Source organism: Bradyrhizobium sp. USDA 3364 (genome assembly GCF_054056355.1).
The window spans coordinates 7,153,144-7,177,620 of sequence record NZ_JBSRYG010000002.1; the positions used below are offsets into that span (position 1 = coordinate 7,153,144).

At 65.0% G+C, this 24,477-nt stretch carries 22 protein-coding genes and 1 pseudogene; 5 read left to right on the forward strand and 18 right to left on the reverse strand.

The window, feature by feature from the left end:
- Nucleotides 1-133: 133 nt before the first annotated feature.
- Nucleotides 134-361: a hypothetical protein gene (locus ACVILL_RS33560; RefSeq protein ID WP_456732968.1), complete on the forward strand. Its 228-nt coding sequence runs from the start codon at nt 134-136 to the stop codon at nt 359-361.
- On the opposite strand, the gene ACVILL_RS33565 is transcribed toward ACVILL_RS33560, so the two are convergent.
- On the reverse strand, nt 358-2,643 hold the full coding sequence (locus ACVILL_RS33565) for a ComEC/Rec2 family competence protein (protein ID WP_456732969.1): 2,286 nt from the start codon (nt 2,641-2,643) through the stop codon (nt 358-360). The genes ACVILL_RS33560 and ACVILL_RS33565 overlap by 4 nt on opposite strands.
- A 385-nt stretch (nt 2,644-3,028) precedes the next feature.
- Between ACVILL_RS33565 and ACVILL_RS33570 the strand changes: the two genes are divergently transcribed.
- Complete coding sequence (locus tag ACVILL_RS33570; protein ID WP_456732970.1) at nt 3,029-4,363, forward strand: MFS transporter; 1,335 nt, start codon at nt 3,029-3,031, stop codon at nt 4,361-4,363.
- 180 nt (nt 4,364-4,543) lie between these two features.
- Here the strand turns inward: ACVILL_RS33570 and ACVILL_RS33575 are convergent, their stop codons facing one another.
- The 3 genes from ACVILL_RS33575 to ACVILL_RS33585 form a co-directional block, all read right to left on the reverse strand.
- Nucleotides 4,544-4,906 (reverse strand): SPW repeat domain-containing protein, encoded by a 363-nt coding sequence (locus tag ACVILL_RS33575; RefSeq protein ID WP_456732971.1) that lies wholly within the window; start codon nt 4,904-4,906, stop codon nt 4,544-4,546.
- Nucleotides 4,907-5,048: 142 nt separating this feature from the next.
- Nucleotides 5,049-5,435 carry a YybH family protein gene (locus ACVILL_RS33580; RefSeq protein WP_456732972.1) on the reverse strand — a complete coding sequence of 129 codons (387 nt, stop codon included), beginning with the start codon at nt 5,433-5,435 and terminating at the stop codon, nt 5,049-5,051.
- 35 nt (nt 5,436-5,470) lie between these two features.
- Nucleotides 5,471-7,150, reverse strand: coding sequence for a glutamine--tRNA ligase/YqeY domain fusion protein (locus ACVILL_RS33585; protein WP_456732973.1), 1,680 nt, complete (start codon nt 7,148-7,150; stop codon nt 5,471-5,473).
- A 189-nt stretch (nt 7,151-7,339) separates the two neighbouring features.
- Between ACVILL_RS33585 and gltX the strand changes: the two genes are divergently transcribed.
- Nucleotides 7,340-8,761, forward strand: a complete 1,422-nt coding sequence (gltX, locus tag ACVILL_RS33590; protein WP_456732974.1) for a glutamate--tRNA ligase — start codon at nt 7,340-7,342, stop codon at nt 8,759-8,761.
- Nucleotides 8,762-8,921: 160 nt separating this feature from the next.
- On the forward strand, nt 8,922-10,223 hold the full coding sequence (gene gltA / locus ACVILL_RS33595) for a citrate synthase (RefSeq protein ID WP_456732975.1): 1,302 nt from the start codon (nt 8,922-8,924) through the stop codon (nt 10,221-10,223).
- A 32-nt stretch (nt 10,224-10,255) separates the two neighbouring features.
- Here gltA and ACVILL_RS33600 read toward each other — a convergent pair whose 3' ends face one another.
- The 5 genes from ACVILL_RS33600 to lpxA form a co-directional block, all read right to left on the reverse strand.
- The gene (locus ACVILL_RS33600) at nt 10,256-10,591 is read right to left on the reverse strand and encodes an ArsR/SmtB family transcription factor (protein ID WP_456732976.1); all 336 of its coding nucleotides are present in this window, start codon (nt 10,589-10,591) and stop codon (nt 10,256-10,258) included.
- 5 nt (nt 10,592-10,596) lie between these two features.
- A complete protein-coding gene (locus tag ACVILL_RS33605) occupies nt 10,597-11,256 on the reverse strand; it encodes an SRPBCC family protein (protein WP_456732977.1) in 660 nt (219 codons plus the stop codon).
- A 114-nt stretch (nt 11,257-11,370) separates the two neighbouring features.
- A complete protein-coding gene (gene lpxB, locus ACVILL_RS33610) occupies nt 11,371-12,549 on the reverse strand; it encodes a lipid-A-disaccharide synthase (protein WP_456732978.1) in 1,179 nt (392 codons plus the stop codon).
- The gene (locus ACVILL_RS33615) at nt 12,549-13,406 is read right to left on the reverse strand and encodes an LpxI family protein (RefSeq protein ID WP_456734426.1); all 858 of its coding nucleotides are present in this window, start codon (nt 13,404-13,406) and stop codon (nt 12,549-12,551) included. Before ACVILL_RS33615 ends, lpxB begins: the two co-directional genes overlap by 1 nt.
- Nucleotides 13,407-13,425: 19 nt before the next feature.
- Nucleotides 13,426-14,220, reverse strand: coding sequence for an acyl-ACP--UDP-N-acetylglucosamine O-acyltransferase (gene lpxA / locus ACVILL_RS33620; protein WP_456732979.1), 795 nt, complete (start codon nt 14,218-14,220; stop codon nt 13,426-13,428).
- A 138-nt stretch (nt 14,221-14,358) separates the two neighbouring features.
- On the opposite strand from lpxA, the gene ACVILL_RS33625 reads away from it, so the two are divergent.
- Entirely contained in the window at nt 14,359-14,682 is a 324-nt protein-coding gene (locus ACVILL_RS33625; RefSeq protein WP_456732980.1) for a KTSC domain-containing protein, read from the forward strand.
- Nucleotides 14,683-14,703: 21 nt separating this feature from the next.
- Here ACVILL_RS33625 and fabZ read toward each other — a convergent pair whose 3' ends face one another.
- The 9 genes and pseudogenes from fabZ to pyrH all read right to left on the reverse strand — a co-directional run bounded on the left by fabZ (nt 14,704) and on the right by pyrH (nt 24,451).
- Nucleotides 14,704-15,162, reverse strand: coding sequence for a 3-hydroxyacyl-ACP dehydratase FabZ (gene fabZ / locus ACVILL_RS33630; RefSeq protein WP_050423841.1), 459 nt, complete (start codon nt 15,160-15,162; stop codon nt 14,704-14,706).
- Nucleotides 15,162-16,223, reverse strand: a complete 1,062-nt coding sequence (lpxD, locus tag ACVILL_RS33635) for a UDP-3-O-(3-hydroxymyristoyl)glucosamine N-acyltransferase (RefSeq protein WP_456732981.1) — start codon at nt 16,221-16,223, stop codon at nt 15,162-15,164. The genes fabZ and lpxD overlap by 1 nt, the downstream gene beginning before the upstream one ends.
- 32 nt (nt 16,224-16,255) lie before the next feature.
- A complete protein-coding gene (bamA, locus tag ACVILL_RS33640) occupies nt 16,256-18,808 on the reverse strand; it encodes an outer membrane protein assembly factor BamA (RefSeq protein ID WP_456732982.1) in 2,553 nt (850 codons plus the stop codon).
- Nucleotides 18,809-18,984: 176 nt separating this feature from the next.
- Nucleotides 18,985-20,136, reverse strand: coding sequence for an RIP metalloprotease RseP (gene rseP / locus ACVILL_RS33645; RefSeq protein WP_456732983.1), 1,152 nt, complete (start codon nt 20,134-20,136; stop codon nt 18,985-18,987).
- A gap of 44 nt (nt 20,137-20,180) precedes the next feature.
- The gene (gene dxr / locus ACVILL_RS33650) at nt 20,181-21,407 is read right to left on the reverse strand and encodes a 1-deoxy-D-xylulose-5-phosphate reductoisomerase (protein ID WP_456732984.1); all 1,227 of its coding nucleotides are present in this window, start codon (nt 21,405-21,407) and stop codon (nt 20,181-20,183) included.
- A gap of 4 nt (nt 21,408-21,411) precedes the next feature.
- Nucleotides 21,412-22,323 carry a phosphatidate cytidylyltransferase gene (locus ACVILL_RS33655; RefSeq protein ID WP_456732985.1) on the reverse strand — a complete coding sequence of 304 codons (912 nt, stop codon included), beginning with the start codon at nt 22,321-22,323 and terminating at the stop codon, nt 21,412-21,414.
- Nucleotides 22,320-23,078: an isoprenyl transferase gene (locus ACVILL_RS33660; protein WP_456732986.1), complete on the reverse strand. Its 759-nt coding sequence runs from the start codon at nt 23,076-23,078 to the stop codon at nt 22,320-22,322. The genes ACVILL_RS33655 and ACVILL_RS33660 overlap by 4 nt, the downstream gene beginning before the upstream one ends.
- Nucleotides 23,079-23,097: 19 nt before the next feature.
- Nucleotides 23,098-23,662 (reverse strand): annotated as a pseudogene (frr, locus tag ACVILL_RS33665) (ribosome recycling factor).
- 72 nt (nt 23,663-23,734) lie between these two features.
- A complete protein-coding gene (gene pyrH / locus ACVILL_RS33670; protein WP_456732987.1) occupies nt 23,735-24,451 on the reverse strand; it encodes a UMP kinase in 717 nt (238 codons plus the stop codon).
- Nucleotides 24,452-24,477 lie beyond the last annotated feature (26 nt).

Sequence of the window (24,477 nt, forward strand, 5' to 3'; positions counted from 1 at the left end):
CGTGGAATGAGCCATTCGGCGGCGAGTGACCTAAGCGATTTCGAGCGACCCCGGACATCCGGTTCCGGGGCGCAGAAGGAGATTTGCGTCGGCGGGCGCCTTGGCGCATCATCGTGCACGGAGGACGTGCGCGGTGGTCGATAAGGTCACATGGCAAAAGGCTGGACGCGTCACGGAACCGGGCCGCTACATGTTCCGGTTCGGCTGGCTGACGGTCACGGCTGACGACCTGAAGGTCTGGGAGCAGTTTCCCGAGGCGGCCTTCACCCTCGTCAAGAAGTCCGACGGCGGCCCAGACTCCGACGAATACCATCTCGGCCTGTTCGAGCTGCCCACGGGCCCCTCACCCGACAACGCCTAATCCTCGCCCTGCAGATCGCTCTCGGCCGGCGTCGCATCGACGGCCGGTCGCGGCGCGGTGGCGGGCACGCGCAACGTGGTCTCGGCCTCGCCGTCGCCGGGAACCGCCGGCGACCACGGCCGGTCGATCCCGCCGGGCTTCACCGCATCGATGGTGTAGCCGTCCCTGCTCCGCCGCAGCACCAGCGCCCCGTGGCGCCGCAGCCGCTCGGCATCGATCACCGAGGCCGCGCAGCCCCGCGGCGCCGGCCGCGCCGTTATGATCAAGCCTGCGCGCTCGCAATCGTCGGCCAGCGCCTCCGGCCGTGTCGCCAGCGCGATGAAGCCGCCGCCGGACCCTTGCGTCACGCAGCCGCTCGGATCGCAGGAGACGCCTTCGCTCAGCGACGCATCGGTGGCGGTCCGCGCATCGGCGTCGGCCGCCAGCCACTCCTTGACCAGGAAAGCATCCTTGGCGCTGTGCATCAGGTGCAGCCGCCCGTCGCCGCCGCGCACCGCGACGTTCCGGCCGTCGGCGGAGATCAGCACGTCCGGCAGCGGCACCCGCACTGCCCAGACCGAGGCCACCGCCAGCAGCATCGCCCCCGACCAGCGTAGCGGCGTGCGCAACAGGCCGAGCAGGATGATGCCGGTGCTCGCCGCGATCAGCGGCCCGACACCGAACGCCGCCATCCGCCCGACTGCGCCCGGCAACGCGGCGACCCATTGCGTCACCAGGATCATCCAGTCGATGCCGAACCCCATGATCGCCCAGAACACGCCGTCGAATCCGAACGGCATGGCGACGAGCCCGAGCAGGCCGGCGGGCATCACGACCGCCGACACCACCGGCATCGCCGCGAGGTTCGCGAGCAGCCCGTAGGGCGTCACGCGGTGGAAATGGAACGCGGCGTAGGGCGTCGTCGCCAGCCCCGCCACCAGCGAGGCCAGCATCAGCATCGTGAGCTCACGCCCGCCCCACAGCGCAACGCGCGCAGTCGCCGAATGGTCGGGCGACGCCAGCAGGTTCGGCAGTCCGATCTGCACCAGCGCCACCAGCCCGAGCGTCGCGGCGAACGACATTTGAAAGCTGGGGTGGACCAGCGCCTCCGGCGCGATCGCGAGCACGATCAGCGCCGCCACCGCCAGCGTGCGGAAGGTGATCGCGCGGCGGTCGACGATCACGGCGATCAGCACCACCGCCGTCATGAAGAAGGATCGCTGCGTCGCGACCTCGGCTCCCGACAGCAGCAGATAGAACGCCGCAGCGATGAGCGCGGCCGCTGCCGCCCATTTCTTGATCGGATGTCCCGCCGTCAGCGTAGGAAACAGCGCAAGCAGCGCGCGGATCGTGAAGAACACGACGCCGGCGACAACAGCCATGTGGTAGCCGGAGATCGACAGCACATGGCCGAGCCCCGAGATGAACATCGCATCGTTGACCGGCGTCGTGATCGCATCGCGCCGGCCGGTGAGCAGTGCGGTTGCGATTGCGCGCTGATCGCCGTCGAGCGCGGTGCGGATGCGTGCATCGATCGCATCGCGCAGGCCCTGCATGAAAGCGGCATAGCGCAGCGCAAAGCCGCCGGCCGCGGGTGGCTCCTTCGTCCTGACCGCGCCCATCACGAAGCCGGAGGCGCCGATGCCCTGGAAATAGAGGTCACGGCCGAAATCATAGGAGCCCGGACGCTGCGGCCCGAGCGGCGGCATCAGCCGTGCCTTCAATTCGACGAAGCTACCGACCTCGGGCGCGGTACCCTTCTTCACCGAGAGCCTGACCCGCTCCAACTTGGTGTTGTCGCGCGGACTCTCGATCGAGACCACGCGCAGCACGAAGCGATCGGTCTTCTCCCTGATGTCCCGCGTCTCGACGAAGCCCGTCAGCGCCACCGAGAACATCGGCCGCGCCAGCACGCCATGGGCGATCCGCGCCGTCTTCCAGGTCGCCGTCGCAAAGCCCGCCGCGACCGCAGCCAGCATCACGATGACGGGAAATACCCCGTGCCGGCGCAACAGCAGCGCGAGCAGGCAGAGCACGATCGCGACGGCAGCCGCGACCGACAGCACCGGCTCGTGCTCAGCCGCGAAATAGAACGCGATGCCGGTGCCGAACGCGACCGGCACCCACGGCAGCAGCCGGCCAGCGCCTGCCTCCGCGCGCGCCCATTGCCGCAGCGTCTCGACGAACGGCTGCCAGATGCTGACCCGCACCGGGGCATAGCCACCGGCTGGCGCAGCCGCGCGGGGCGGCCACGTCCCCGCATAGCCCCGTTTGCCGCCCGGCGTCGTGCCCTGCTCCGCCATCTCTCGCCTTGCGATCGCTGTCGGGGCGCAAAGCTACCGGACGTAGCCATCCGTGGGATAGCGGAACAGATGCAGAATGCGGCGGAAACTGCGCCTTCGCCGCCATCCGCGTTGATTGCGCCGAAAGTCGCATAATGCGGCGATCCGTTGGGGATTAGACTGTCGCTGTACGTCTGTTCCCCGACGTCGGATGACAGACACAATTTGTCGGCTCGCGGCAGGAAAATCCGCTGGAGCTCTTCTCAGGTGGCTTTGAACATCCCTGAGACCAGGTGTTGCGCACGCAACTCGCAGTCACGCCGGTAGCGTCGCGCATCAAGCGCCTTTCGCGAGCGAATTGATCGCTGAAACGCGAGGAGATTCTTTGAATTGATAGGAGCAGCAAATGGCAATGCAAATTCCGCATGATTTTCGCCGCGTGATTATCGCTGCGTCGGTCGGAAACATCATCGAATGGTATGATTTCTATATCTTTGGCAGCCTGGCCGCAGTTCTGTCGGTCAAGTTTTTCGAGCAATCCCACCCGGTCGCCGCTCTGTTGAGCACGATCGCGCTGTTCACGGCAGGCTTCCTGATCCGTCCTTTGGGAGCCTTCCTGTTTGGATGGATGGGCGATCGGGTTGGTCGCAAATACACCTTTCTCATCACGCTGACCGGAATGGGATTAGGCACGGGGGCCATCGGATTGATTCCAACGTACCAATCGATCGGCCTCTCCGCCGCGTTCGTTCTGTTCGGCCTGCGCATGATCCAGGGCCTGTGCCTGGGCGGCGAATATGGCGGCGCCATCACCTATGTTGCCGAGCATGTGCCGGACGATCGGCGTGGCTACTACACCGGTTGGCTGCAGACATCGCCGACGCTGGGCATCGTGGTGTCGCTCGCCGTGATCGTCCTGACTCGGACATGGTTCGGCAACAAGGCGTTCGATGAATGGGCCTGGCGAGTTCCGTTCCTGCTGTCGTTCCTGCTGGTGGCCATCGCCATTTACATCCGCCTCCAGCTCCAGGAGACGCCAATCTTCCAGGAGATCAAGGCGCGCGGTCAGATGACCAGGAATCCCTGGAAGGAAGCGTTCTTGAGCTCGAACCTGAAATACATCCTGATCGCGATCGTCGTCCTGATCGGACAAGGCGTGGTCTGGTACAGCGGGCAATTCTGGGCGCTGTACTTCCTGCAGCAGGTCTCCAAGGTCGATCCTGTCACCTCGGCCTACATCGTGGGAGCGGCATTGCTGATTGCGACACCGAGCCTGATCTTCTTTGGCTGGCTGTCGGACCAGATCGGCCGCAAGCCGGTGATCCTTGGCGGCATGCTGCTCGCCGCGATCACCTACTATCCGCTGTATCTGTGGCTCGGAACGGTCACCCAGCCCGGGAGCATCAATTATCCGGCCGCGATCTTCATCGTCTTCATCCTGGTTTGCTACGTCGGGATGGTCTACGGGCCGGTCGGTGCGTTCCTGGCGGAATTCTTTCCCGGCAGGATCAGATACACATCAGTCTCGGTGCCCTATCACATCGGCAACGGCTGGGGCGGTGGCCTGGTGCCGTTTGTCACGTCGGCGGCATTCGCGGCAACCGGCAGTGTCGGGTATGCGTTGATTTACCCGATTGCTGTGCCAGCGGCCTGCTTCGTGCTCGCCGTGTTCCTGATGCCGGAGACGCGCAAGATCAGCATCTGGCAACCGATCGAGCCGAGAACGGCATCGTCAGGCTAACAAATTGCTGCAGGGCCGTCAGGTCCCGCGGCAACGCATGAAGTCATCCGTCGGCAAACATACGGTGCTGCGGGCGCCATCCCATTGCGCGCCGCGGGATCGCGGTGTGCGCGAAACAGCATCCCCGGCTCCGGCCGCCATGCAATAGCGGCCCGGATATGATTGCCCGGCGCGGATCCTTCAGCCGGCTCGGTGGTGCCAGCGGTCGTGCCACCACGTGGTGAAGTCACGATCCGTCGTCAGCTCCCAGCCAGCAAGCAGGATCACCAGTATGCCCGACACGACACTGTTTGCCGTCGTCGAGACGTGCTCGTAGCCGATCGTCCAAGGGACCAGCACGAGAGCCAGGCCGATCAGCATCTCTCCCCATTCCTCCAGATAGGATGGAATGACGAATGCCTCGACGGAAAACAGGATAACGCCCAGCCCTAGCGCGATAGTCAGCCAGACGGCCGCTCCGGAGAATCCAAGGATCAGCGGCGACACGACCAGCCACACACCCACCAACAGACTGGCAACGTCCTGCCAGTGTTGAATGCGCATAATGCTCACCTCCCTCTGTTCCTCGATATGGTGAGCCGCTGCGGGAAAGGGATACCTCCGGCCTGCGATGTGTTGCCGCTGGCAAGGCGCCCAGACGCCATCCCGGCGGGCCCTCATCCGTCGCGCGCCAGCGCGGCGCCGCCTAGATCAATGGCGTCTGCGACGAGACGTGATGACAGACGATCTTCCAGTCGCCGTCCTCGCGCGCGATCACCCAGGTGATCTTGACTATGAGCGAAGGCGCATCGCCGTCGAGGAAGAAGGATACGATAGCCGCCATGTTGACGAGACCGTCGTTGATGCGCTCCGTCCGGACTTCGCTGAACTGAGCGCGCGGCGCGGGCCAACGCGGCAGGCCATCGAAGTAGGCTTTGACGCCGTCGCGGCCGCGATACAGCGTCGGGTTGGAGCCGAAGAAGAACGCGCTCTTCGAATAGAGCGCGGCGAGCGCGTTCGCGTCGAGCTTGCCGAAACCCGCTGACCATCTTGCGATGATGGCGGAGGCGATATCGTGGGCTTCGTCAGGCATCGATCGCCTCCGTCTGTTGTCCGCGCCTGACGACGCTAGCCCTTGCCACCGACTTCCTTGGCGAAGGTGTCGCGCAGGCCGATGGTGCGATTGAAGACCAGCTTCTCCGGCGTCGAATCCGCATCGCGCACGAAATAGCCCTGACGCTCGAACTGCATCGCGTCGGGCGAATTGCTCTCGGCGATCGCCGGCTCGACCCGCGCGTCCGTCAGCACTTCCAGCGACTGCGGGTTGAGGTCGGCGGCGAAATCGGCCGCGTTCGGGCTCGGATTGGCGAACAGCTGATTGTAGATGCGGATCTCCGCCGGCTTCGACTGCGCCGCCGGCAACCAGTGCATCGTCGCCTTCACCTTGCGGCCATCGGGCGCGTTGCCGCCCTTGGTCAGGGGATCGTAGGTCGCGCGGAGCTCTGTGATCTCGCCGGCGTCGTTCTTGATCACGCCGGTGCACTTGATGAAGTAGGCATAGCGCAGCCGCACCTCGTTGCCGGGCGAAAGACGGAAGAACTTCTTCGGCGGGTTCTCCATGAAGTCGTCCCGCTCGATATAGAGCTCGCGGCCGAACGCGATCTTGCGGGTGCCGGCTTCCGGATTGTCGGGATGGTTGATCGCTTCGATCTCCTCGACCTGCCCTTCCGGATAATTCTCGATCACCACCTTGAGCGGGCGCAGCACCGCCATGCGGCGCAGCGCCGTGCGGTTCAGCTCCTCGCGAATGCAGAATTCGAGCATGCCGACATCGACCACGCTGTTGGCCTTGGCGACGCCGATGCGCTTGATGAATTCGCGCACCGCGGCCGGCGGCACGCCGCGCCGCTTCAGCCCGGCGACGGTCGGCATCCGCGGATCGTCCCAGCCCGAGACATGCCCGTCACGGACGAGCTGGGTCAGCACGCGCTTGGACAGCAGCGTGTAGGTCAGGTTCAGCCGCGCCATTTCGTACTGGCGCGGCTTCGACGGCACCGGCAGCTTGTCGAGCAGCCATTCATAGAGCGGACGGTGATCCTCGAACTCCAGCGTGCAGATCGAATGGGTGATGCCCTCGATCGCGTCCGACTGGCCGTGCGCGTAGTCGTAGCTCGGATAGATCGACCACTTGTCGCCCGTGCGCGGATGGTGGGCGTGCAGGATGCGGTACAGCACGGGATCGCGCAGGTTGATGTTGCCGGCTGCCATGTCGATCTTGGCGCGCAGCACGCGGGCGCCGTTGGAGAACTCCCCGGCCTTCATGCGGCGGAACAGGTCGAGGTTCTCCTCGACCGAACGGTCGCGGAACGGCGAATTCTTGCCGGGCTCGGTCAGGGTGCCGCGGGAAGCGCGGATCTCCTCCTGCGACTGGTCGTCGACATAGGCATGGCCCGCCTTGATCAGGCCCTCGGCCCAATCATAGAGGCGCTCGAAATAATCCGACGCAAAGAACAGGTTCTTGCCCCAGTCGTAGCCGAGCCAATGGACATCGGCCTGGATGGAGTCGATGTACTCCTGCTCCTCCTTGGTCGGATTGGTGTCGTCGAAGCGCAGATTGCACTGTCCGCCGAACTCCTGCGCGATGCCGAAATTCAGGGCGATCGACTTGGCGTGGCCGATATGCAGGTAGCCGTTCGGCTCCGGCGGAAAGCGGGTCACGATCCGGTCGTGCTTGTGGGAGGAGAGATCGGCCTGGACGATGTCGCGGATGAAATCGCGCCCTGCCTCTGCCGTCGTGTCGGTCGTCATCAAAGGGTTCCCTGGAGGATTAAGCTCAACCTTCTGCCAAATTCGCGCCGCTCGGCCAAGTCCGGTTTGAAGTCCGGTTTGAAGTCCGGTTTCAGGCCTGGTTTGGCGGGCAAAAGGTCAACCGAGGCTTTAGTTATGTCCGGTTCCTGCTATACACCACCGCCGTCCCAGCATACGTCTCGCTCGATCATGACCAATTCCGTCGTTACCCGCTTCGCCCCCTCACCGACCGGCTTCCTCCATATCGGAGGTGCCCGTACCGCGCTGTTCAACTGGCTCTATGCCAGGAAGCTCGGCGGCAAGATGCTGCTCCGGATCGAGGACACCGACCGCGAACGCTCCACCAAGGAGGCGATCGACGCCATCCTGGACGGCCTGAAATGGCTCGAGCTCGATTGGGACGGCGACGTCACCTACCAGTTCAGCCGTGCCGCGCGCCATCGCGAGGTCGCCGAGGGCCTGCTCGCCGCCGGGCGCGCCTACTATTGCTACGCTACGCCGGAGGAGCTCACAGCGATGCGCGAGAAGGCGCGCGCCGAGGGCCGCACCCGCCTCTACGACGGCATGTGGCGCGACCGCGATCCGGCGACGGCGCCTGCGGGCGTCAAGCCGACCATTCGCCTGAAGGCGCCGCAGACCGGCGAGACCGTGATCGAGGACCAGGTCCAGGGCCGCGTGGTCTGGCAGAACGAGAACCTCGACGACCTCGTCCTGCTGCGCGGCGACGGCACGCCGACCTACATGCTCGCGGTCGTGGTCGACGACCACGATATGGGCGTCACCCACATCATCCGCGGCGACGACCATCTGATCAACGCCGCGCGTCAGAAGCAGATCTACGACGCGCTGGAGTGGGAGCTGCCGAGCATGTCCCACATTCCGCTGATCCACGGTCCCGATGGTTCGAAACTGTCGAAGCGCCACGGCGCGCTCGGCGTCGATGCCTACCGCGCGCTCGGCTATCTGCCGGCCGCCTTGCGCAATTACCTGGTCCGGCTCGGCTGGAGCCATGGCGATCAGGAGATCTTCTCGACCCAGGAGATGATCGATGCGTTCGACCTCCCGGGCATCGGCCGCTCGGCGGCACGGTTCGATTTCGCCAAGCTGGAGAACCTCAACGGTCATTATATCCGGCAGAGCGACAATCAATCCCTCGTGACCCAGTTCGAGAGCGTGCTGGATTATGTTCCCGAAGGCGCCGCGCTGAAGGCCAAGCTCAACGACACCACCCGCGCGCAATTGCTGCGGGCGATGCCGAGCCTGAAGGAGCGCGCCAAAACGCTGATCGAGCTGATCTCGGCCGCCTACTTCATCTTCGCCGATCGGCCACTGGAGCTCGATCCGAAAGCCCTTGCGGTGCTGACGCCCGAAACGCGTGCATTGATAGGCCGGCTGCGCACAGCGCTGGAAGCCGTGAACGACTGGACGGCGGAAACCACCGAGACCGCCATGCGGAATTTCGCCGAGCAGAACGGCCTTAAACTCGGTGCCGTCGCCCAGCCGCTGCGGGTGGCGCTGACGGGACGCACCACGTCGCCGGGGATTTTCGACGTGCTGGCCGTCCTGGGACGCCGGGAGTGTCTGGCCCGTCTCGCCGATCAGGCGGCGTGATCGTGCATGGACCCCCTCCAGGGTCCATCTTGCAGCGCACATGGCAATGAGCTACCCAATCCCGGACGCTTTCTCCACAAGCCGTTCCGCCCCGCCATGGGCCGCAAATTAGCGACTGTGCATGGTCGGTTTTCGCAACGAATTCATCGGGGATATCACGATGGACGCAAAATCCAGCAAGACAGCCACACTCACCATCGGCAACAAGAACTACGATTTCCCGATCCTGAGCGGCACGGTTGGGCCTGATGTCATCGACATCGCCAAGCTCTACGGCCAGGCCGGGGTGTTCACCTACGACCCGGGCTTCACCTCGACCGGCAGCTGCCAGTCGAAGATCACCTACATCGACGGCGACGCCGGCGTTCTCGAATACCGCGGCTACCCGATCGAGCAGCTCGCCGAGCACGGCGACTTCCTCGAGACCTGCTACCTCCTGCTCTACGGGGAGCTTCCGACCCCGGCGCAGAAGAAGAATTTCGACTACACCGTCACGCACCACACCATGGTGCACGAGCAGATGGCCCGCTTCTTCCAGGGCTTCCGCCGCGACGCTCACCCGATGGCGATCATGGTTGCCGCGGTCGGCGCGCTCGCCGCGTTCTATCACGACTCCACCGACATCAACGATGCGAAGCAGCGCGAGATCGCTTCGATCCGCATGATCGCGAAGATCCCGACCTTGGCGGCGATGGCCTACAAGTACACGGTCGGCCAGCCCTTCGTGTATCCGAAGAACTCGCTCTCGTTTGCCGAGAACTTCCTCAACATGTGCTTCGCGGTGCCCTGCGAGGACTACAAGATCAATCCGGTGCTCGCTGACGCGCTGGACAAGATCCTGATCCTGCACGCCGACCACGAACAGAACGCATCGACCTCGACCGTGCGGATCGCCGGCTCGTCGGGCGCCAACCCGTTCGCCTGCATCGCGGCCGGCATCGCCTGCCTGTGGGGCCCGGCGCATGGCGGCGCCAACGAAGCCGCGCTCAACATGCTCTACGGCATCGGCAAGGTCGAAAACATTCCGGACTTCATCGCCAAGGTGAAGGACAAGAACAGCGAAGTCCGCCTGATGGGCTTCGGTCACCGGGTCTACAAGAACTACGATCCGCGCGCCAAGATCATGCAGAAGATGTGTCACGCGGTGCTCAAGGAGACCGGCCACGGCGACGATCCGATGCTCAAGGTCGCGCTGGAGCTCGAGAAGATCGCGCTCAACGACCCCTACTTCATCGACCGCAAGCTCTACCCGAACGTCGACTTCTATTCGGGCATCACGCTGAAGGCGATGGGCCTTCCGGTGTCGATGTTCACCGTGCTGTTCGCGGTCGCCCGCACCGTCGGCTGGATCAGCCAGTGGAGCGAGATGATCGAGGATCCGCAGCAGAAGATCGGCCGTCCGCGCCAGCTCTACACCGGCGTCGCGCGCCGCGACTATGTCGCGATCGACAAGCGCAAGTAAGCTTCGTCCTCAAGAGAATCCAGACGGCGCCGTCATTCCTGACGGCGCCGTTTTCGTTTGCCCCGCGCGACTTCGGTCGCCAGCGCATCGAGACGCGGCAGCCAGAATGCCCGGAACCGGTCGAGCCAGTCGTCGACCTCGCGCAGCCGCGCGGGCTCCACGGAATAGATGCGGCGCGTGCCGTCGGCCCGCACCGACGCGAAGCCGGCCTCCCGCAGGATCCCGAGCTGCTGCGAGACCGCCGATTGGGTAATGCCGAATTCGCGGTGCACGACCGTAACGACGTCGCCAGAACTGTGCTCGCCGGTCGCCAGCAGCTCCAGGATACGCCGGCGGACGGGGTCGCCCAGGATGTCGAAAGCGTGCACGCTCGCTAGCCTCCGCTCCCCGGCTCAGGCTCGCCGCAATAGGCTGCCGTGGCATTTGCAGCCGATCGCCTCGCCGCAGCCTCCTCGGTGCCCGCCGCGATCGAGGCCCTGCACCAGGCTTCGCTGGTGCGGCGGATGAAATCCTTGCCGTCGTTGGTGGCTGGCCACGCCGACGCGGCGGCGCGGTCGAATTCCTCGCCGGGGGTCATGGCCAGATAGAGCGAGAGCCCGAGCAGCGCGAGATCCCAGCCAAGACCGACCGCGCCTGCTCCGTAGCGGTCCCAGAAGTCGCCCTCGATCACCGAGAGGTGTTCCAATTCCAGGCGTGTGGAGTTAGGGCCATTCTCGGCCAGCGTCACGGTAACCCAGCTGACCGTGCCCATCGACTCCCACGTGACGGCAAGCCGGCGCGGCGGCTCGCACGCTGTGATTTCGCCGCCCGCATGGCCCTTGAACTGATAGCGGCCGCCAAGCCTCAGGTCGCCTGAGACGGGCAAGAACCAGCGCGGGATACGCTCGGGATTGGTCAGCACGTCCCAGAGGTCGGCGATGTCGGTGTCGTAGCTGCGGGTCGCGATCACCGCCCGCGCCGGTTTGCCATCGCGTTCCCGGACGGCGACTTCGCGAATGACGGCTCCGACATAGGCGACGGGATCGATCTTCATGGAGGGCTCCGCATCTATATTAGATATTGCTAATATTAGCGACATCTAACACTTCAAGGCAAGCGGAACCGTTGCGGCCGTATGTCGCCGCTGAGCGAGGGCATCATCGATTGGCTAGGTCGAACGCCGGTCCAGTTCCGCCAGCACGATCTCGGCGGCGCGGACGCTCGGCGGCTTGTCGCCGGTCGACATCTTGCCGTCCATCGTGGCGAACGCCACGAGCTGCCGCAGACGCTCCGGGGTATCCGCAAGCACCTCGCTCAACGCCGGCGCGAGCTTGTCCGGCGTGCAGTTCTCCTGCAGGAACTCCGGGATGATATCGCTACCGATCACGAGGTTGGCGAGGATCACCGACGACACCCGGATCGCGCGGCGCAGGATGAAGGCCTCGGCCGCGCCGACGCGATAGGCCGTCACCATCGGAATGCCCGACAACGCGAGCTCCAGCGTCACGGTGCCCGACTTTGCCAGCGCCGCGCGCGCCACGCGGAACGCCGCGCGTTTCTCCGTTTCGCCGATCGCGAGCCGCGGCACCACCGGCCACGACGCGACGCCGTCGCGCACCATCGTCTCGAGATGCGGCATGGTGGGAAGCACGAGCTCGAACGGCGTTTGCTGGTTGAGCTGGCCGAGCGCCGCGCCGAACAGCGCCAGATGATGCCCGATCTCGCTGCGTCGGCTTCCGGGCAGGACCAGCAGCACCGGCGGCTGCGCATCGCGCCGCTTCTGCTCATCCTCGTTCGGCCGCAGCGAGCCGAGCTGCTCGGTCAGGGGATGGCCGACATAGCTGCACGGGGGCCCCTGCAGCTTGCGATATTCCTCAGGCTCGAACGGCAGCAGCGCGAGCACGTGATCGACATAGCGCCGCATCGCGCGCGCCCTGCCCGGCCGCCAGGCCCACACCGACGGCGACACATAGTCGATAATCGGAATGTCCGGATTGCGCGCGCGAACACGGCGAGCAACGCGATGCGTGAAATCGGGGCTGTCGATGATGACGAGCATGTCGGGCGCGTCGGCGAGCACGGCATCGGCGGTGCGGCGGATCAATTGCAGGATCTTCGGCAACTGCTTCACGACGGCGGCAAAGCCCATGATCGAGAGTTCTTCGATCGGAAACAGCGGCGCGATGCCCTCGCCGGTCATCGCCCGGCCGCCGACGCCGGAGAATTGCACGGCGTCGCCGAGCCGCTCTCGCAGCACCTTCATCAGTGCCGCACCAAGGCGGTCGCCGGATTCCTCGGTCGCGATGAGGAAGATCTTGCGGCGGCGGCTGGGACTGGGCGCCTGCATCAGTCCGCCAATCCGATCACGAACAGCCCCTTGGCGTCGGCAGTCTCGACCAGGGCCTGCGGATCGGCGGCCAGCGTGTTGCCGGCGATCACGGCGATCCCGGCGATGCCCGCCGCCGCCGCGCCTTCGACCGTCCGCGGACCGATGGTCGGCAGATCGAAGCGCAGATCCTGCCTGCTCTTCGGTGCCTTCACCAGCACCCCGCGGCCCGCCTTGGTGCGAATGCGGCCCCCGGCGCGCAGCCGCGCCACGCGCGCGAGCAGGCCGTCGGTGCCTTCGATATCCTCGACCGCAACCACGTGGCCGTCGATCACCACCGCGGCCTGGCCGATGTCGAACGGGCCGAGCGCATCGAGCACCCCGCGGCCGCGCGCGATATCGGCGAGCGCCGCGCTGTCCGGCGTCGTGCGCGTCACGGTGCCTTCCGGCATCAGGAGGTCGGGCGCGACATCCTTGATCCCGACCATGCGAAATCCCTCTTGCTCGAGGATGCGGCCGACGCTCGACAGCAAATGATCGTCGCCGCCGCGAAACGCGCGCACGACATGGCCGAGCAGCCGCAGCGTGCCCCAGTCGAGCCGGATCTCCGACAATGCGGGACGCACCAGCGTACCGATGAAGATCAGGTCGCGGCAGCCTTCATCGCGGAACAGCCGGGTCGCCCGGCCAAGCTGGCCGACCGAGATCCAGCGGTGACGAAACCGCTGTGCGCGCGCGGGATCGCAGGCGCCGCGCAGCGCGAACAGCACCGGCGTGATGCCGCGCGCGGTGAGCGAGTCCGCGACCGCGAACGGCATGGCACCGCCGCCGGCGATCACGCCGACCGGCGAGGAAAGCGAGGGCGCCGCTGACGTCATGCTGGCGGCCATCCCCTGCTCATTTGGTATCGGCGGGAAGACAGAGCGGCCGCAGCTTGCCGCCCTCGATGAAGGCGAGGATTTCTGCGATCGCGGGATCCTCGCCCGCGAGCGGCTGCACCGCGGCGAGACGCTCGGCGAAGACGCCGGGACCGTGGAACAGCTTCTGATAGAACGCACGCACCGTCGCCAGCCGCGCCTTGGTGAACTGGCGGCGCCGCATGCCGATGATGTTGAGTCCTTCGAGCACCGCGTACTGGCCGTTGGCAAGCCCGAACGGGATGATGTCGCCGCGCACGCCGCAGACGCCGCCGATCATCACCTGCGAACCGACGCGGGTGAACTGGTGCACCGCCGACAGGCCGCCGATATAGACGAAGTCGCCGATCTCGCAGTGGCCGCCGAGCGTCGCCGACGTCGCGAAGATCACGCCGTTGCCGACCATGCAGTCATGGCCGACATGGCTGTTGTTCATGAAGAAGCCGCGATCGCCGACGCGGGTGAGCCCGCCGCCCTTGACCGTGCCGACGTTCATCGTCACGCCCTCGCGGATCGTGCAGGCCTCGCCGACTTCGAGACGCGTCGGCTCGCCGCGATAGCTGAGATCCTGCGGCGGCCCGCCGAGTGCGGCAAACGGCGAGATGATGCAGCCGGCGCCGATCTTCGTGTGCCCGCTGATCGTGACATGCGCGATCAGCTTGCAGTTCTCGCCGAGCACGACATTGGGGCCGATGATGCAGTACGGACCGATCTCGGTGCCGGCCCCGATCACAGCGCCATCCGCAATCCGCGCAGTGGGGTCGATCATGCTCATGAAGTTTCGATCCGGAACTCGTTAATGGCACCAAAGCACTATGCTGTCGATTGGGGCGGTCGTTAGCGCGACTTTGACCGTCCTGTCCAGTGACGTATCATGACCGCCTGTTGCAAACGAGAAGGTCGCAACCGATCGATGGTCCGGGCCGCCGCGCTGATCCTCAGCCTGCTCTCTGTGCCGATCCGCCCGGAGACGGTCGATCTTGGCAACAGCACGACCGTCGATCTCTCGACCTTCGACTGCCGCGACGTCAATCGCAGCACGATCGTCCAGCGGGTCTGCTACAGCGCCGGCGAGCGCAGGCTGCTGGTCGCGGTCAGGGGCAGCTACCAGCACTATTGCGGCGTCCCAGCCGAGACCTTCGACGCACTGATGATCGCGCCGTCGATGGGCATCTATCTCAACCGCGTGTTGCGGATCGCAGGTGCGGACGGCCGATACGCCTGCCGCGCGTCCTGACCTCCGCGTTTCGAAAACGCTCTAGTCGGTCAGCATCGCGCCGACATCGGCCTCGGCGACGACCTGGCCGTTGACCTTGGCATCGCCGTGAAACCACCACATCGTCTTGCGGCGGCCGAGCGAACGCATGTGGTATTCGATGGTGTCGCCGGGCATCACCGGCTTCCTGAACTTGCACTTGTCGATGGTGAGGAAATACACCGCGCGCGGCTTCTCGGTGCCTTCGACCGACTTGATGCCGATCACGCCGGCGGTCTGGGCCATCGCCTCGATCATCATGACGCCGGGGTAGACCGGACGTTCCGGGAAATGCCCCTGGAACGGCGGCTCGTTGAAGGTGACGTTCTTGATGCCGATGCCGCTGTAATCGGTGCGGATATTGATCACCCGGTCGATCAGCAACATCGGAAAGCGATGCGGGAGCGTCTTCAGGATATCGTTGATATCCACGAGCTCGAATTTGACCGGTGCCTCCTCCATCACTCCTGTTCCTTGCCTTTGCCTTCGTTGTCGCGCACCAGGCGCTCCACCGCGAGAATTTCCCTGAACCACTGCTTGGTCGGCTTGGCGAAATGCCCGCCCCAGCGGCCGTTCGCAGGGATGTCGTCCTTGACCGCGCTCATCGCCGTCACCTGGGCGCCGTCGCCGATCTTGAGATGGTTGTTGATGCCCACCTTGGCGCCGAGCGCGACATTGTCGCCGATCGTCAGGCTGCCGGCGAGCCCGATCTGGGCCGCGAGCAGGCAGTGCCGGCCGATCGTCACATTGTGGCCGATCTGGACCTGATTGTCGATTTTGGTGCCCTCGCCGATCACGGTGTCGCGCAGGGAACCGCGGTCGATGGTCGAGGCCGCGCCGACCTCGACATTGTTCTGGATCACCACGCGGCCGGTCTGCGGCACCTTCACGTGCCCGGCCGGGCCGAAGAAGATGAAGCCGTAGCCGTCCTGGCCGATGTTGCAGCCGGGATGGATCAGCACGTTGTTGCCGATCAGCGCGAACTGAATGGTGGTCTTGGCGCCGACATTGCAGTCGCGGCCGATCTTCACGTCGGCACCGATGACCGCGCCGGCGCCGATGATGGTGCCCGAGCCGATCTCGACCCGCGGGCCGATCACGACCAGCGGATCGACGATGACGCCGTCCTCGAGGCGCGCGGTGGGATCGATGATCGCCGACGGCGCGATGCCCTCGGTGTCGAACCAGGACTGCGGCCGCAGCGCGTCGGCGTGCCATTCGCGGGCGAGCTCGACGAACACCTGGAACGGCTTCGCCGCGCGCAGCACGGCGGTGCCCTTCGGCACCTGCGCCTCGAAACGCGGGCTGACCAGGCAGGCGCCGGCCTTGGTCGCGGCGAGCTGGTCGGCATATTTGAGATTGTCGAAAAAGGCGAGATGCATCGGACCGGCCTCGTCGAGCGAGGCCAGCCCCCTGATCTGAAGCGCGCCCCTTTCGGGGTCGACCAGTTGCGCCTTCGTCAGCGCGGCTATTTCAGCCAGCGATGACGAAGGAGGTCTCTTGAAGAAGATCGGCTGCGCCATTCCATCCGTCGCAGTCCGGTCGGGTCGCGGACTTAGAAAGTCGTACCGCCGCCAAACCGGAATTCTTGCACGCGGTCATACGCACCCTTGGTCAGCGGTACGGCGTAGTCGAAGCGCAGCGGACCAAACGGCGACTGCCAGATCAGACCAACACCGACCGAGGTACGGACAACCTTGCTGTCGTCATAACTCAAACCAAGGCAGGTGCCCGGGGACGGCGGATTGTTGGTCGGCTTGATACAGCCGGGCTGGTTGACTTCGCCGGTCGCCGCCCACGAGGTCGGGCCCTTGTAGTCGTAGAGGCCGCCGGCGTCGGCATAGACCGCGCCCTTGAGCCCGACTTCCTTCGGCAGGAACCAGAACGGCATCTGCAGTTCCGCCGACACGCCCCAGTACTTGGTACCGCCGACGGCGTCCATGGTGCCGTAGGGGTTGATGTCACGCGGACCGATACCGTTCGGCGCGAAGCCGCGGACCAGATTCGGGCCCATCTGGAAGTGATCAAGCATGCGCAGATCGTCGCTCCCGAGCTTGTTCAGGATGCCGCCCTGCGCATGGATCACGCCGACGATGTCGGAGACCAGCGGGGTGTAGTACTTCGCGTCGATTGCGCTCTTGATATAGCTGACGTCGCCGCCGACGCCGGCGAAGTCCTGCTTGAAGTCGACGATCAGACCGTCGGTCGGGTTCTTGTTGTTGTCGAGGGTGTTGTAGTTCAGCGTGTAGCCCAGCGCCGAGGTCAGGGTCTTGCCGCCCGCCAGTTCCTTGCGGACCGGTAGCGAGGCTTCGCCGTCGAAGAAGCAGCCGAGACCGTTGGTCGACACCAAGCTGATCCCGTTCAGGTTGGCATAGGCCGGGCTCGGATTGAACGCGGGATTGGGGACCACGGTACCGTCCGCCAAGGTCATAGTTGGCACGTTGTTACAGTTGTTGAGCGCCGACGGCAGGGTGATTTCCTGCTGATAGATCGAGTAGCGCAACTGCAGCGAGAGATCTTCCCGCAGGCTGAAGCCGAGGCGCGGGCTGAAACCCAGCGTCTTGGTGCCGTAGGCGATGTAGCTGTTGGACAGCTGCTGGCGCTGATAGAGGTCGAGACCGAGTGCGACGCGGTAGTCGAGCAGATAGGGTTCGACGAACGATAGCGAATAGCCGCGGGCATACTGGCCGTAGGTGACCGACGCCTTCGCGAACAGGCCGCGGCCGAGCAGGTTGCGTTCGGAGACGCTGACTTCGGCCAGCGCGCCGTCGGTGGTCGAATAGCCGCCCGACACCGAGAAGTCGCCGGTGGACTTCTCCTCGAGATCGACGATCAGGATGACGCGATCGCTGGAGGAACCCGGCTCCGTGGTGATCTTCACCGTCTTGAAGAAGTCGAGGTTCTTCAGCCGGCGTTCGGCACGGTCGACCAACGCGCGGTTGTAGGCGTCGCCTTCGGAGATATCGAATTCGCGGCGGATGACGTAGTCGCGCGTGCGACTGTTGCCGCGGATGTTGATGCGCTCGATATAGGTGCGCGGACCTTCGTCGATCGCAAAGGTGATCGACACCGTGTGATTGTCGAAATTGCGATCGCCGCGCGGCCGGACCACCGCGAACGCGTAGCCGCGGCGGGACGCCTCGATCTGCATCTCTTCGACCGACTTCTCCAGCGCCTCGGCGTTGTAGAGCGAGCCGACATTGACGCGCGAGTACGAACGCAGCGCTTCCGGATTAAGCGTTGCGATCGACGAGGTGTAGTTGACGGACGCGACGCGGTACTGCTGGCCCTCTTCGATCTTGAAGGTGACCAGGAAGCCCTTCTTGTCGGGATCGTATTCGGTCAGCGCGGCCACCACCTGGACGTCGGCATAACCGTTCTTGAGGTAGAAGCGGCGCAGCAGGTCACGGTCGGCCTCGACCCGGTCCGGGTCGTAGACGTCGTTGCCGCCGAGGAAGCTCAGGATGTTCGATTCGCGGGTCTTGATGACGTCGCGCAGACGGGACGCCGAATAGGCATTGTTGCCGATGAACTCGATCGACCGCACGCCGGTCTTCACGCCTTCATTGACCTCGAAGATCAGGTCGACGCGGTTGTTCGGCTGCTCGATGATCTGCGGATTGACCCGCACGTCATAGCGGCCGGAGCGGCGGTAGATTTCGGCGATGCGCAGCGCATCCGATTGGACCATCGGGCGCGAGAACGTGCCGCGCGGCTTGGACTGGACTTCGGCGGTGAGCTGCTCGTCCTTGACCTTCTTGTTGCCTTCGAAGGCAACGCGGCCGATCACCGGGTTCTCGACCACGACCACGACGAGGCGCCCGCCCCGTTGGTCGATGTGGACGTCCTGAAACAGGCCGGTTTCGATCAGCGCTTTCAGACCGTCGTCGATCTGCGCCTGACCCAGCCGACCGCCCGGTCCGGGATGGAAGTAGGAGCGGATGGTTTCGATTTCAACGCGGCGGTTCCCCTCCACCGTGATCGAATCAACGGTCTGCGCATACGCAGGCGCAGAGACAGCTACGGCCGCCAAGGTGGCAGCCACCGGCACGGCGAACATGACCAAGGCGGCGAACAGGCCCCCCCTCACTCGCATTCCAAACATCATGCGCAACGCGCCCTTATCTTAACGATGCCGGATCGTTCCCCAACGACCCGACAGATTCCCAACCTGCCGCTCAGCTTGTAACCAAATTTGCCTAGGGGGCAAACTTACTACAGCTGAACATTTCCATTTTCGTTCCAAGACGTTGCCCATCGGCAACGCCACAAAAAAGCCCCGTTTCAGGACCCGGCGATCCTGAGGATGTCGTTATACGTCGCAAACACCATCAACATCAGAACCAAACCCAGCCCGATTCGGAAACCCACCTCTTGCGTCCGCTCCGAAAGCGGACGGCCACGGAGCGCCTCCGCGCTGTAGAACAGCAGGTGCCCACCATCCAGAAGCGGGATCGGGAACAGGTTCAAGAGGCCGATCGAGACCGACAGGATGGCGCAAAGGTTGACCACGAACTGGAACCCGGCGCTCGCGGCCTGCCCCGACAGCTTGGCGATTCCGATGACCCCGCTCACCTCTCCCGGATTGCCGGTTCCAACGAACAGCGACCCAAGGAACTTGAACGTGCTGGCAATGATGTACCAAACCTGCTCGACGCCGATCTTCATGGCCTCCAGCACGCCGACCGAGGCGCTGGTGGCTTCACCGACCTGAGCCTTGTGCTCGATGCCGAGCACGCCGATCTTGTGTGCGTTGCCGAAGGGGTCCTTGACCTCCCTCAGCGCCGGCGTCGCCTTCAGCGAGACGACCGCGCCATCCCGTTTCACCTTGAAGCCAAGCTCTGAGCCAGCATTCGAAGCTACGATCCGCTGCATGTCGGCGAAGCTCTGGATCGCGCTGCCGTCGATATCCACGACGACGTCGCCGACCTTGAAGCCGGCATTCGCGGCGACGCTTTCGGCGACCAGGCCGTCGACCCGGGCAATCGTGCTCGGCTTGCCGTAATAGAGCGCCATCCCCGCGAAGATCAAGGCGCCGAGGATGAAGTTCGCGATCGGGCCAGCCGCCACGATGGCGGTGCGCTTTCCGACCGACTTGTGATGGAAACTGCCTTCGCGCTCTTCCGCCGTCATGGCGGCGAGCGACTCCGTGGACGGCGTCGATGCCTCGCTGTCGTCGCCGAAGAACTTGACGTAGCCGCCGAGCGGAATCGCCGAGATCTTCCACCGCGTGCCGTGCCGGTCGTTGAAGCCGGCAAGCTCCGGCCCGAAGCCGAGCGAGAATGTCAGCACCTTCACGCCGGCCCAGCGCGCAACCAGGAAGTGGCCGAGCTCGTGAAAGAAGACAACGATGGTCAGGACGAATAGGAAGGGAATGATATAGCCGAGGAGCCCATGGCTCAACGCATTGATACTATGAAGAAAATACTCGGGCATTCGTTTTCCCTCGACAAGAGCCTAAAGGCTCCGTCCCCAACCCTCTAGGTTGCCTTTAAGGCAATTTGAGGCAATAGGGCGGCAGCTTTATTTCGCGCGATATGGTCAACGGAAATCGCATCATCCGCCGAGTGCAGTGGTGGCTGATTCCCGGACTTGATCCAATCGTTCATCGTCGCCTCGACCAGCCGGGCGATGGCCCCGAACTTGATCTTGCCAGCAATAAACGCGGCAACCGCGATCTCGTTCGCGGCGTTGTAGACCGTCGTGGCGCCGTGCCCCATGCGCAGCGCCTCGTAAGCCAGCCGCAGCCCCGGGAAGCGCTCGAAGTCCGGCGCCTCGAAGGTGAGCTGTCCGATCTTGGCGAGATCGAGCTTGGCCGACGGGCCGACGACGCGGTCGGGCCAGCCCAGGCAATGCGCGATCGGAATTCGCATGTCGGGCGTGCCGAGCTGGGCGACCACCGAGCGGTCGGAGAACTCGACCATGCCGTGGATGATCGACTGCGGGTGCACCAGCACGTCGATCTCGTCCGGCGTCAGCGCGAACAAATAGGACGCCTCGATCACCTCGAGACCCTTGTTCATCATCGACGCGGAATCGATCGTGATCTTCTGCCCCATGCTCCAGTTGGGATGCTTCAGCGCCTGTTCCAGCGTCGCCTGCTCGATGTCGGCGGGGGCCCAGGTGCGGAACGGCCCGCCGGATGCGGTGATGATCACCCGCGTCAGTTCCTCGCGATTGCCTGATGCCAGCGCCTGGAACAGCGCGTTGTGCTCGGAGTCCGCCGGCAGGATGCAGGCGCCGGCCTTCTTGGCGCGCTCCATGAAAATGTCGCCGGCGCAGACCAGGCACTCCTTGTTGGCAAGTGCCACCGTGGCGCCGCGATCGACCGCGGCAAGCGCGGGCTTCAGTCCGGCGGCGCCGCTGACCGCCGCCATCACCCAATCCGCCGGCCGCGCGGCGGCCTCGATGATCGCGTTCTCCCCGGCCCCGCATTCGATCCGGGTTCCGGCCAGCGCGTCCTTCAGGTCCGAAAGCTTCGTCGGATCGGCAATGGCGGCGAATCGCGCGCCGAACTCCCTGGCGAGCTTGGCGAGACCCTCGACATTGCTGTTCGCGGTGAGCGCCTCGACCCGGTAACGGTCACGCGCGCCACGCAGCAGATCCATCGTGCTGTCGCCGATTGAGCCGGTGGCACCGAGGACGGTCACGGTCCGCACGGCGGATGCCGCCGGGGCCTTGTTGTTACGCAACGGAACTGCGCTCATCTCATCACCAAACCATAAGACCGCGTCCAACGCCATCGGCGCCACCACGGAGAAAGCCGAAAATCGCCGCCACAATGACGGCTGCGACAAATCCGTCCAGGCGGTCCAGAAGGCCGCCATGGCCGGGAATGATGTGACTTGAATCCTTCACCCCGAACCGCCGCTTCACTGCGGATTCGAAGAGATCGCCAAGTTGCGAGACCACCGACAACACGGCGCCGAGCAGCAACAGCGGCCCGGTCGTCCCGATTTCGAAGGCGGCAAAGCCGGCCGCAACAAGCAGGCTCGCCACGAAGCCGCCGACCGCGCCGGCCCACGTCTTCTTCGGACTGACCCGCACCCAGAGCTTCGGCCCGCCGATGCTGCGCCCTGCAAAATAGCCGCCGATGTCGGTGACCCAGACGATCAGCAACACGAACATCAGCGCGGCAAAGCCCTTCGCCGTATCGAGGCGCAGCACGACCGCTGCGATTTCGGCCGCGGCCGCATAGAGCAATCCCGCAACGGCCCAGTTGCGCCGCGCGCCCGACGTCAGCGCCACCGCGACCACACCAACCACGAGCACGTCCAGGGCCGCATCGATACGGCCCGCCATCAGGCAAAATCCGATCAGCAGCAGTGCGACGGCGCCGGGCACCACGACGCGGAGTTCGCGTCCGAACCCGGTGACGACAACCCATTCCGCGAACAGCCCGACCGCCGCCAGCGTCACCAGCAGCGACCAGGCGAAGCCGCCCAGATAGGCCAGTGCGATCGCGACCGGCGCCAGGACCAGCGCTGCGACCACGCGCGTCACGAGGTTGCGCGACCCCTGCTCGCTTGCTGCCGGCGGCTGCTCGCTTGCTGCCGGCGGCTGCTCGCTTGCTGCAGGCGGTTGCTCGCTTGCTGCCGCCGGCGCGGCTTCGCCCTCGGTCACGAGCCGGTTTTCACGGCGAGACCGCCGAACCGGCGCTCGCGCTTGCCGTATTCCGCAATCGCGCCTTCGAGCGCCGCCTTGTCGAAATCCGGCCAGTGAATCGGCACGAACACCAGTTCGCTATAGGCGGCCTGCCACATCAGGAAGTTCGACAGGCGCTGCTCGCCGCTGGTGCGGATGATCAGATCGGGATCCGGAATGTCCGGCGCATCGAGATGCTGACCGAGCGTGTCGGCATCGATGGAGTTGGCGTCGCGCTTGCCTTCGGCGACCTCGCGCGCAAGGCGCCGCGCGGCCGCGGCGATCTCGGCTCGCGAACCGTAGTTGAAGGCGACCACGAGGTTGAGCTTGTCGTTGTTCTTCGTCAGCTCCTCGGCCTCGTTGAGCAGCGCGCAGATGTCGCTGTCGAGCCCGTCACGCTCGCCGATCACGCGCACCCGCACCCCGTCACGATGCAGCGTCGCCAGATCGTTGCGGATGAAGCGGCGCAGCAGGCCGAACAGATCGCCGATCTCGCTCGCGGGTCGCGACCAGTTTTCCGAGCTGAACGAAAAGATCGTGAGGTAGACGATGCCGAGCTCATGGGCCGCACGCACCACGCGGCGGAGCGCCTCGACGCCGCGGCGATGGCCCTCGACGCGCGGCAGGCCGCGCGAAGCGGCCCAGCGCCCGTTGCCGTCCATGATGATCGCCACATGCAACGGACTGCCGGAGCGATCCGGTCCGTCGGTTGCTGGGGCGGCGGCGTTCGACATCGGCTGTTCCTGTACCGTCTTAGACCGTCAGGATTTCCTTTTCCTTGGCGGCAAGCAGCTGATCAATTTCGACGATCATGCCGTCGGTCGCCTTCTGCACCTCGTTCGACAGGCGCTCCTGATCGTCCTCGGAGATCTCGTGATTCTTCTCGAGCTTCTTGATCACGTCGAGGCCGTCGCGGCGGACATGGCGCACTGCGACCTTGGCCGCTTCGGCGTATTTGTGCGCGACCTTGACGAGCTCCTTGCGGCGCTCCTCGTTGAGCTCGGGAATGCGCAGCCCGCAGCACCTGGCCTTCGGTCGCCGGCGACAGGCCGAGATTGGAATCGACGATCGCCTTTTCGACCGCCTTCACCATCGTCTTGTCCCAGACCTGCACCGAGAGCAGGCGCGGCTCGGGCACGCTGATGGTCGCAACCTGGTTGAGCGGCATATGCGAGCCGTAAGCCTCGACCTGGACCGGCTCCAGCATGGAGGCCGCCGCGCGGCCGGTGCGCAGACCGCCGAGCTCGTGCTTGAGCGATTGTGTGGCGCCCTGCATGCGGCGCTTCACGTCGTTAATGTCAAAACCAGGTGCGGCCATGACGTTCTCCCTTCACTAGAAACCGGCTGTCGACGCCCTCGGGTCCAAAGTCCGGACCCGGAGGCGCGGCAATCAGCCTGCGACGACCGTGCCGTGTCCGATACCGCGCAGAATCGCGCCGATCGAACCGGGCTCTGCGATCGAGAACACGATGATAGGCAGCGACGTCTCGCGGGCAAGCGCGAAAGCGGTCGCGTCCATGACCTTATAACCGCCCTCGATCGCCTGCGAATGGGTCAGGCGGTCGAAGCGCTTGGCTTTGGGGTCCTTCTTCGGATCGGCGTTGTAGACGCCGTCCACATTGGTGGCTTTCAGCACCGCCTGCGCACCGATCTCGGCCGCGCGGAGCACGGCGGTGGTATCGGTGGTGAAGAACGGGTTGCCGGTTCCACCGCCGAGCAGGACGATCCGTCCTTCGGCGAGATATTTGTGCGTCGCACTACGGGTAAACAGCTCGGAGATCTCCGGCATCACGAATGCCGACAGGGTACGCGCCGGGGTCCCCTTGCGCTCGATCGCGGCCTCGAGCGCGAGGCAGTTCATCATGGTCGCAAGCATGCCCATGGTGTCGCCGGTCGGCCGCGACACGCCGCGCGAGGAGACCTCGACGCCGCGGACGATGTTGCCGCCGCCGATCACGACGGCGACCTCGATACCGAGCTTGCGCGCCGCGATCAGATCGTCGGCGACGCGGTCGACCGTCGGTTGATCGATACCGAACCCATGGGAGCCGGCCAGATATTCGCCGGACAGCTTGATCACCACGCGACGATAGATCGGCTCAGCCATGATGCGATCGCTTTCTTATCCCGCGC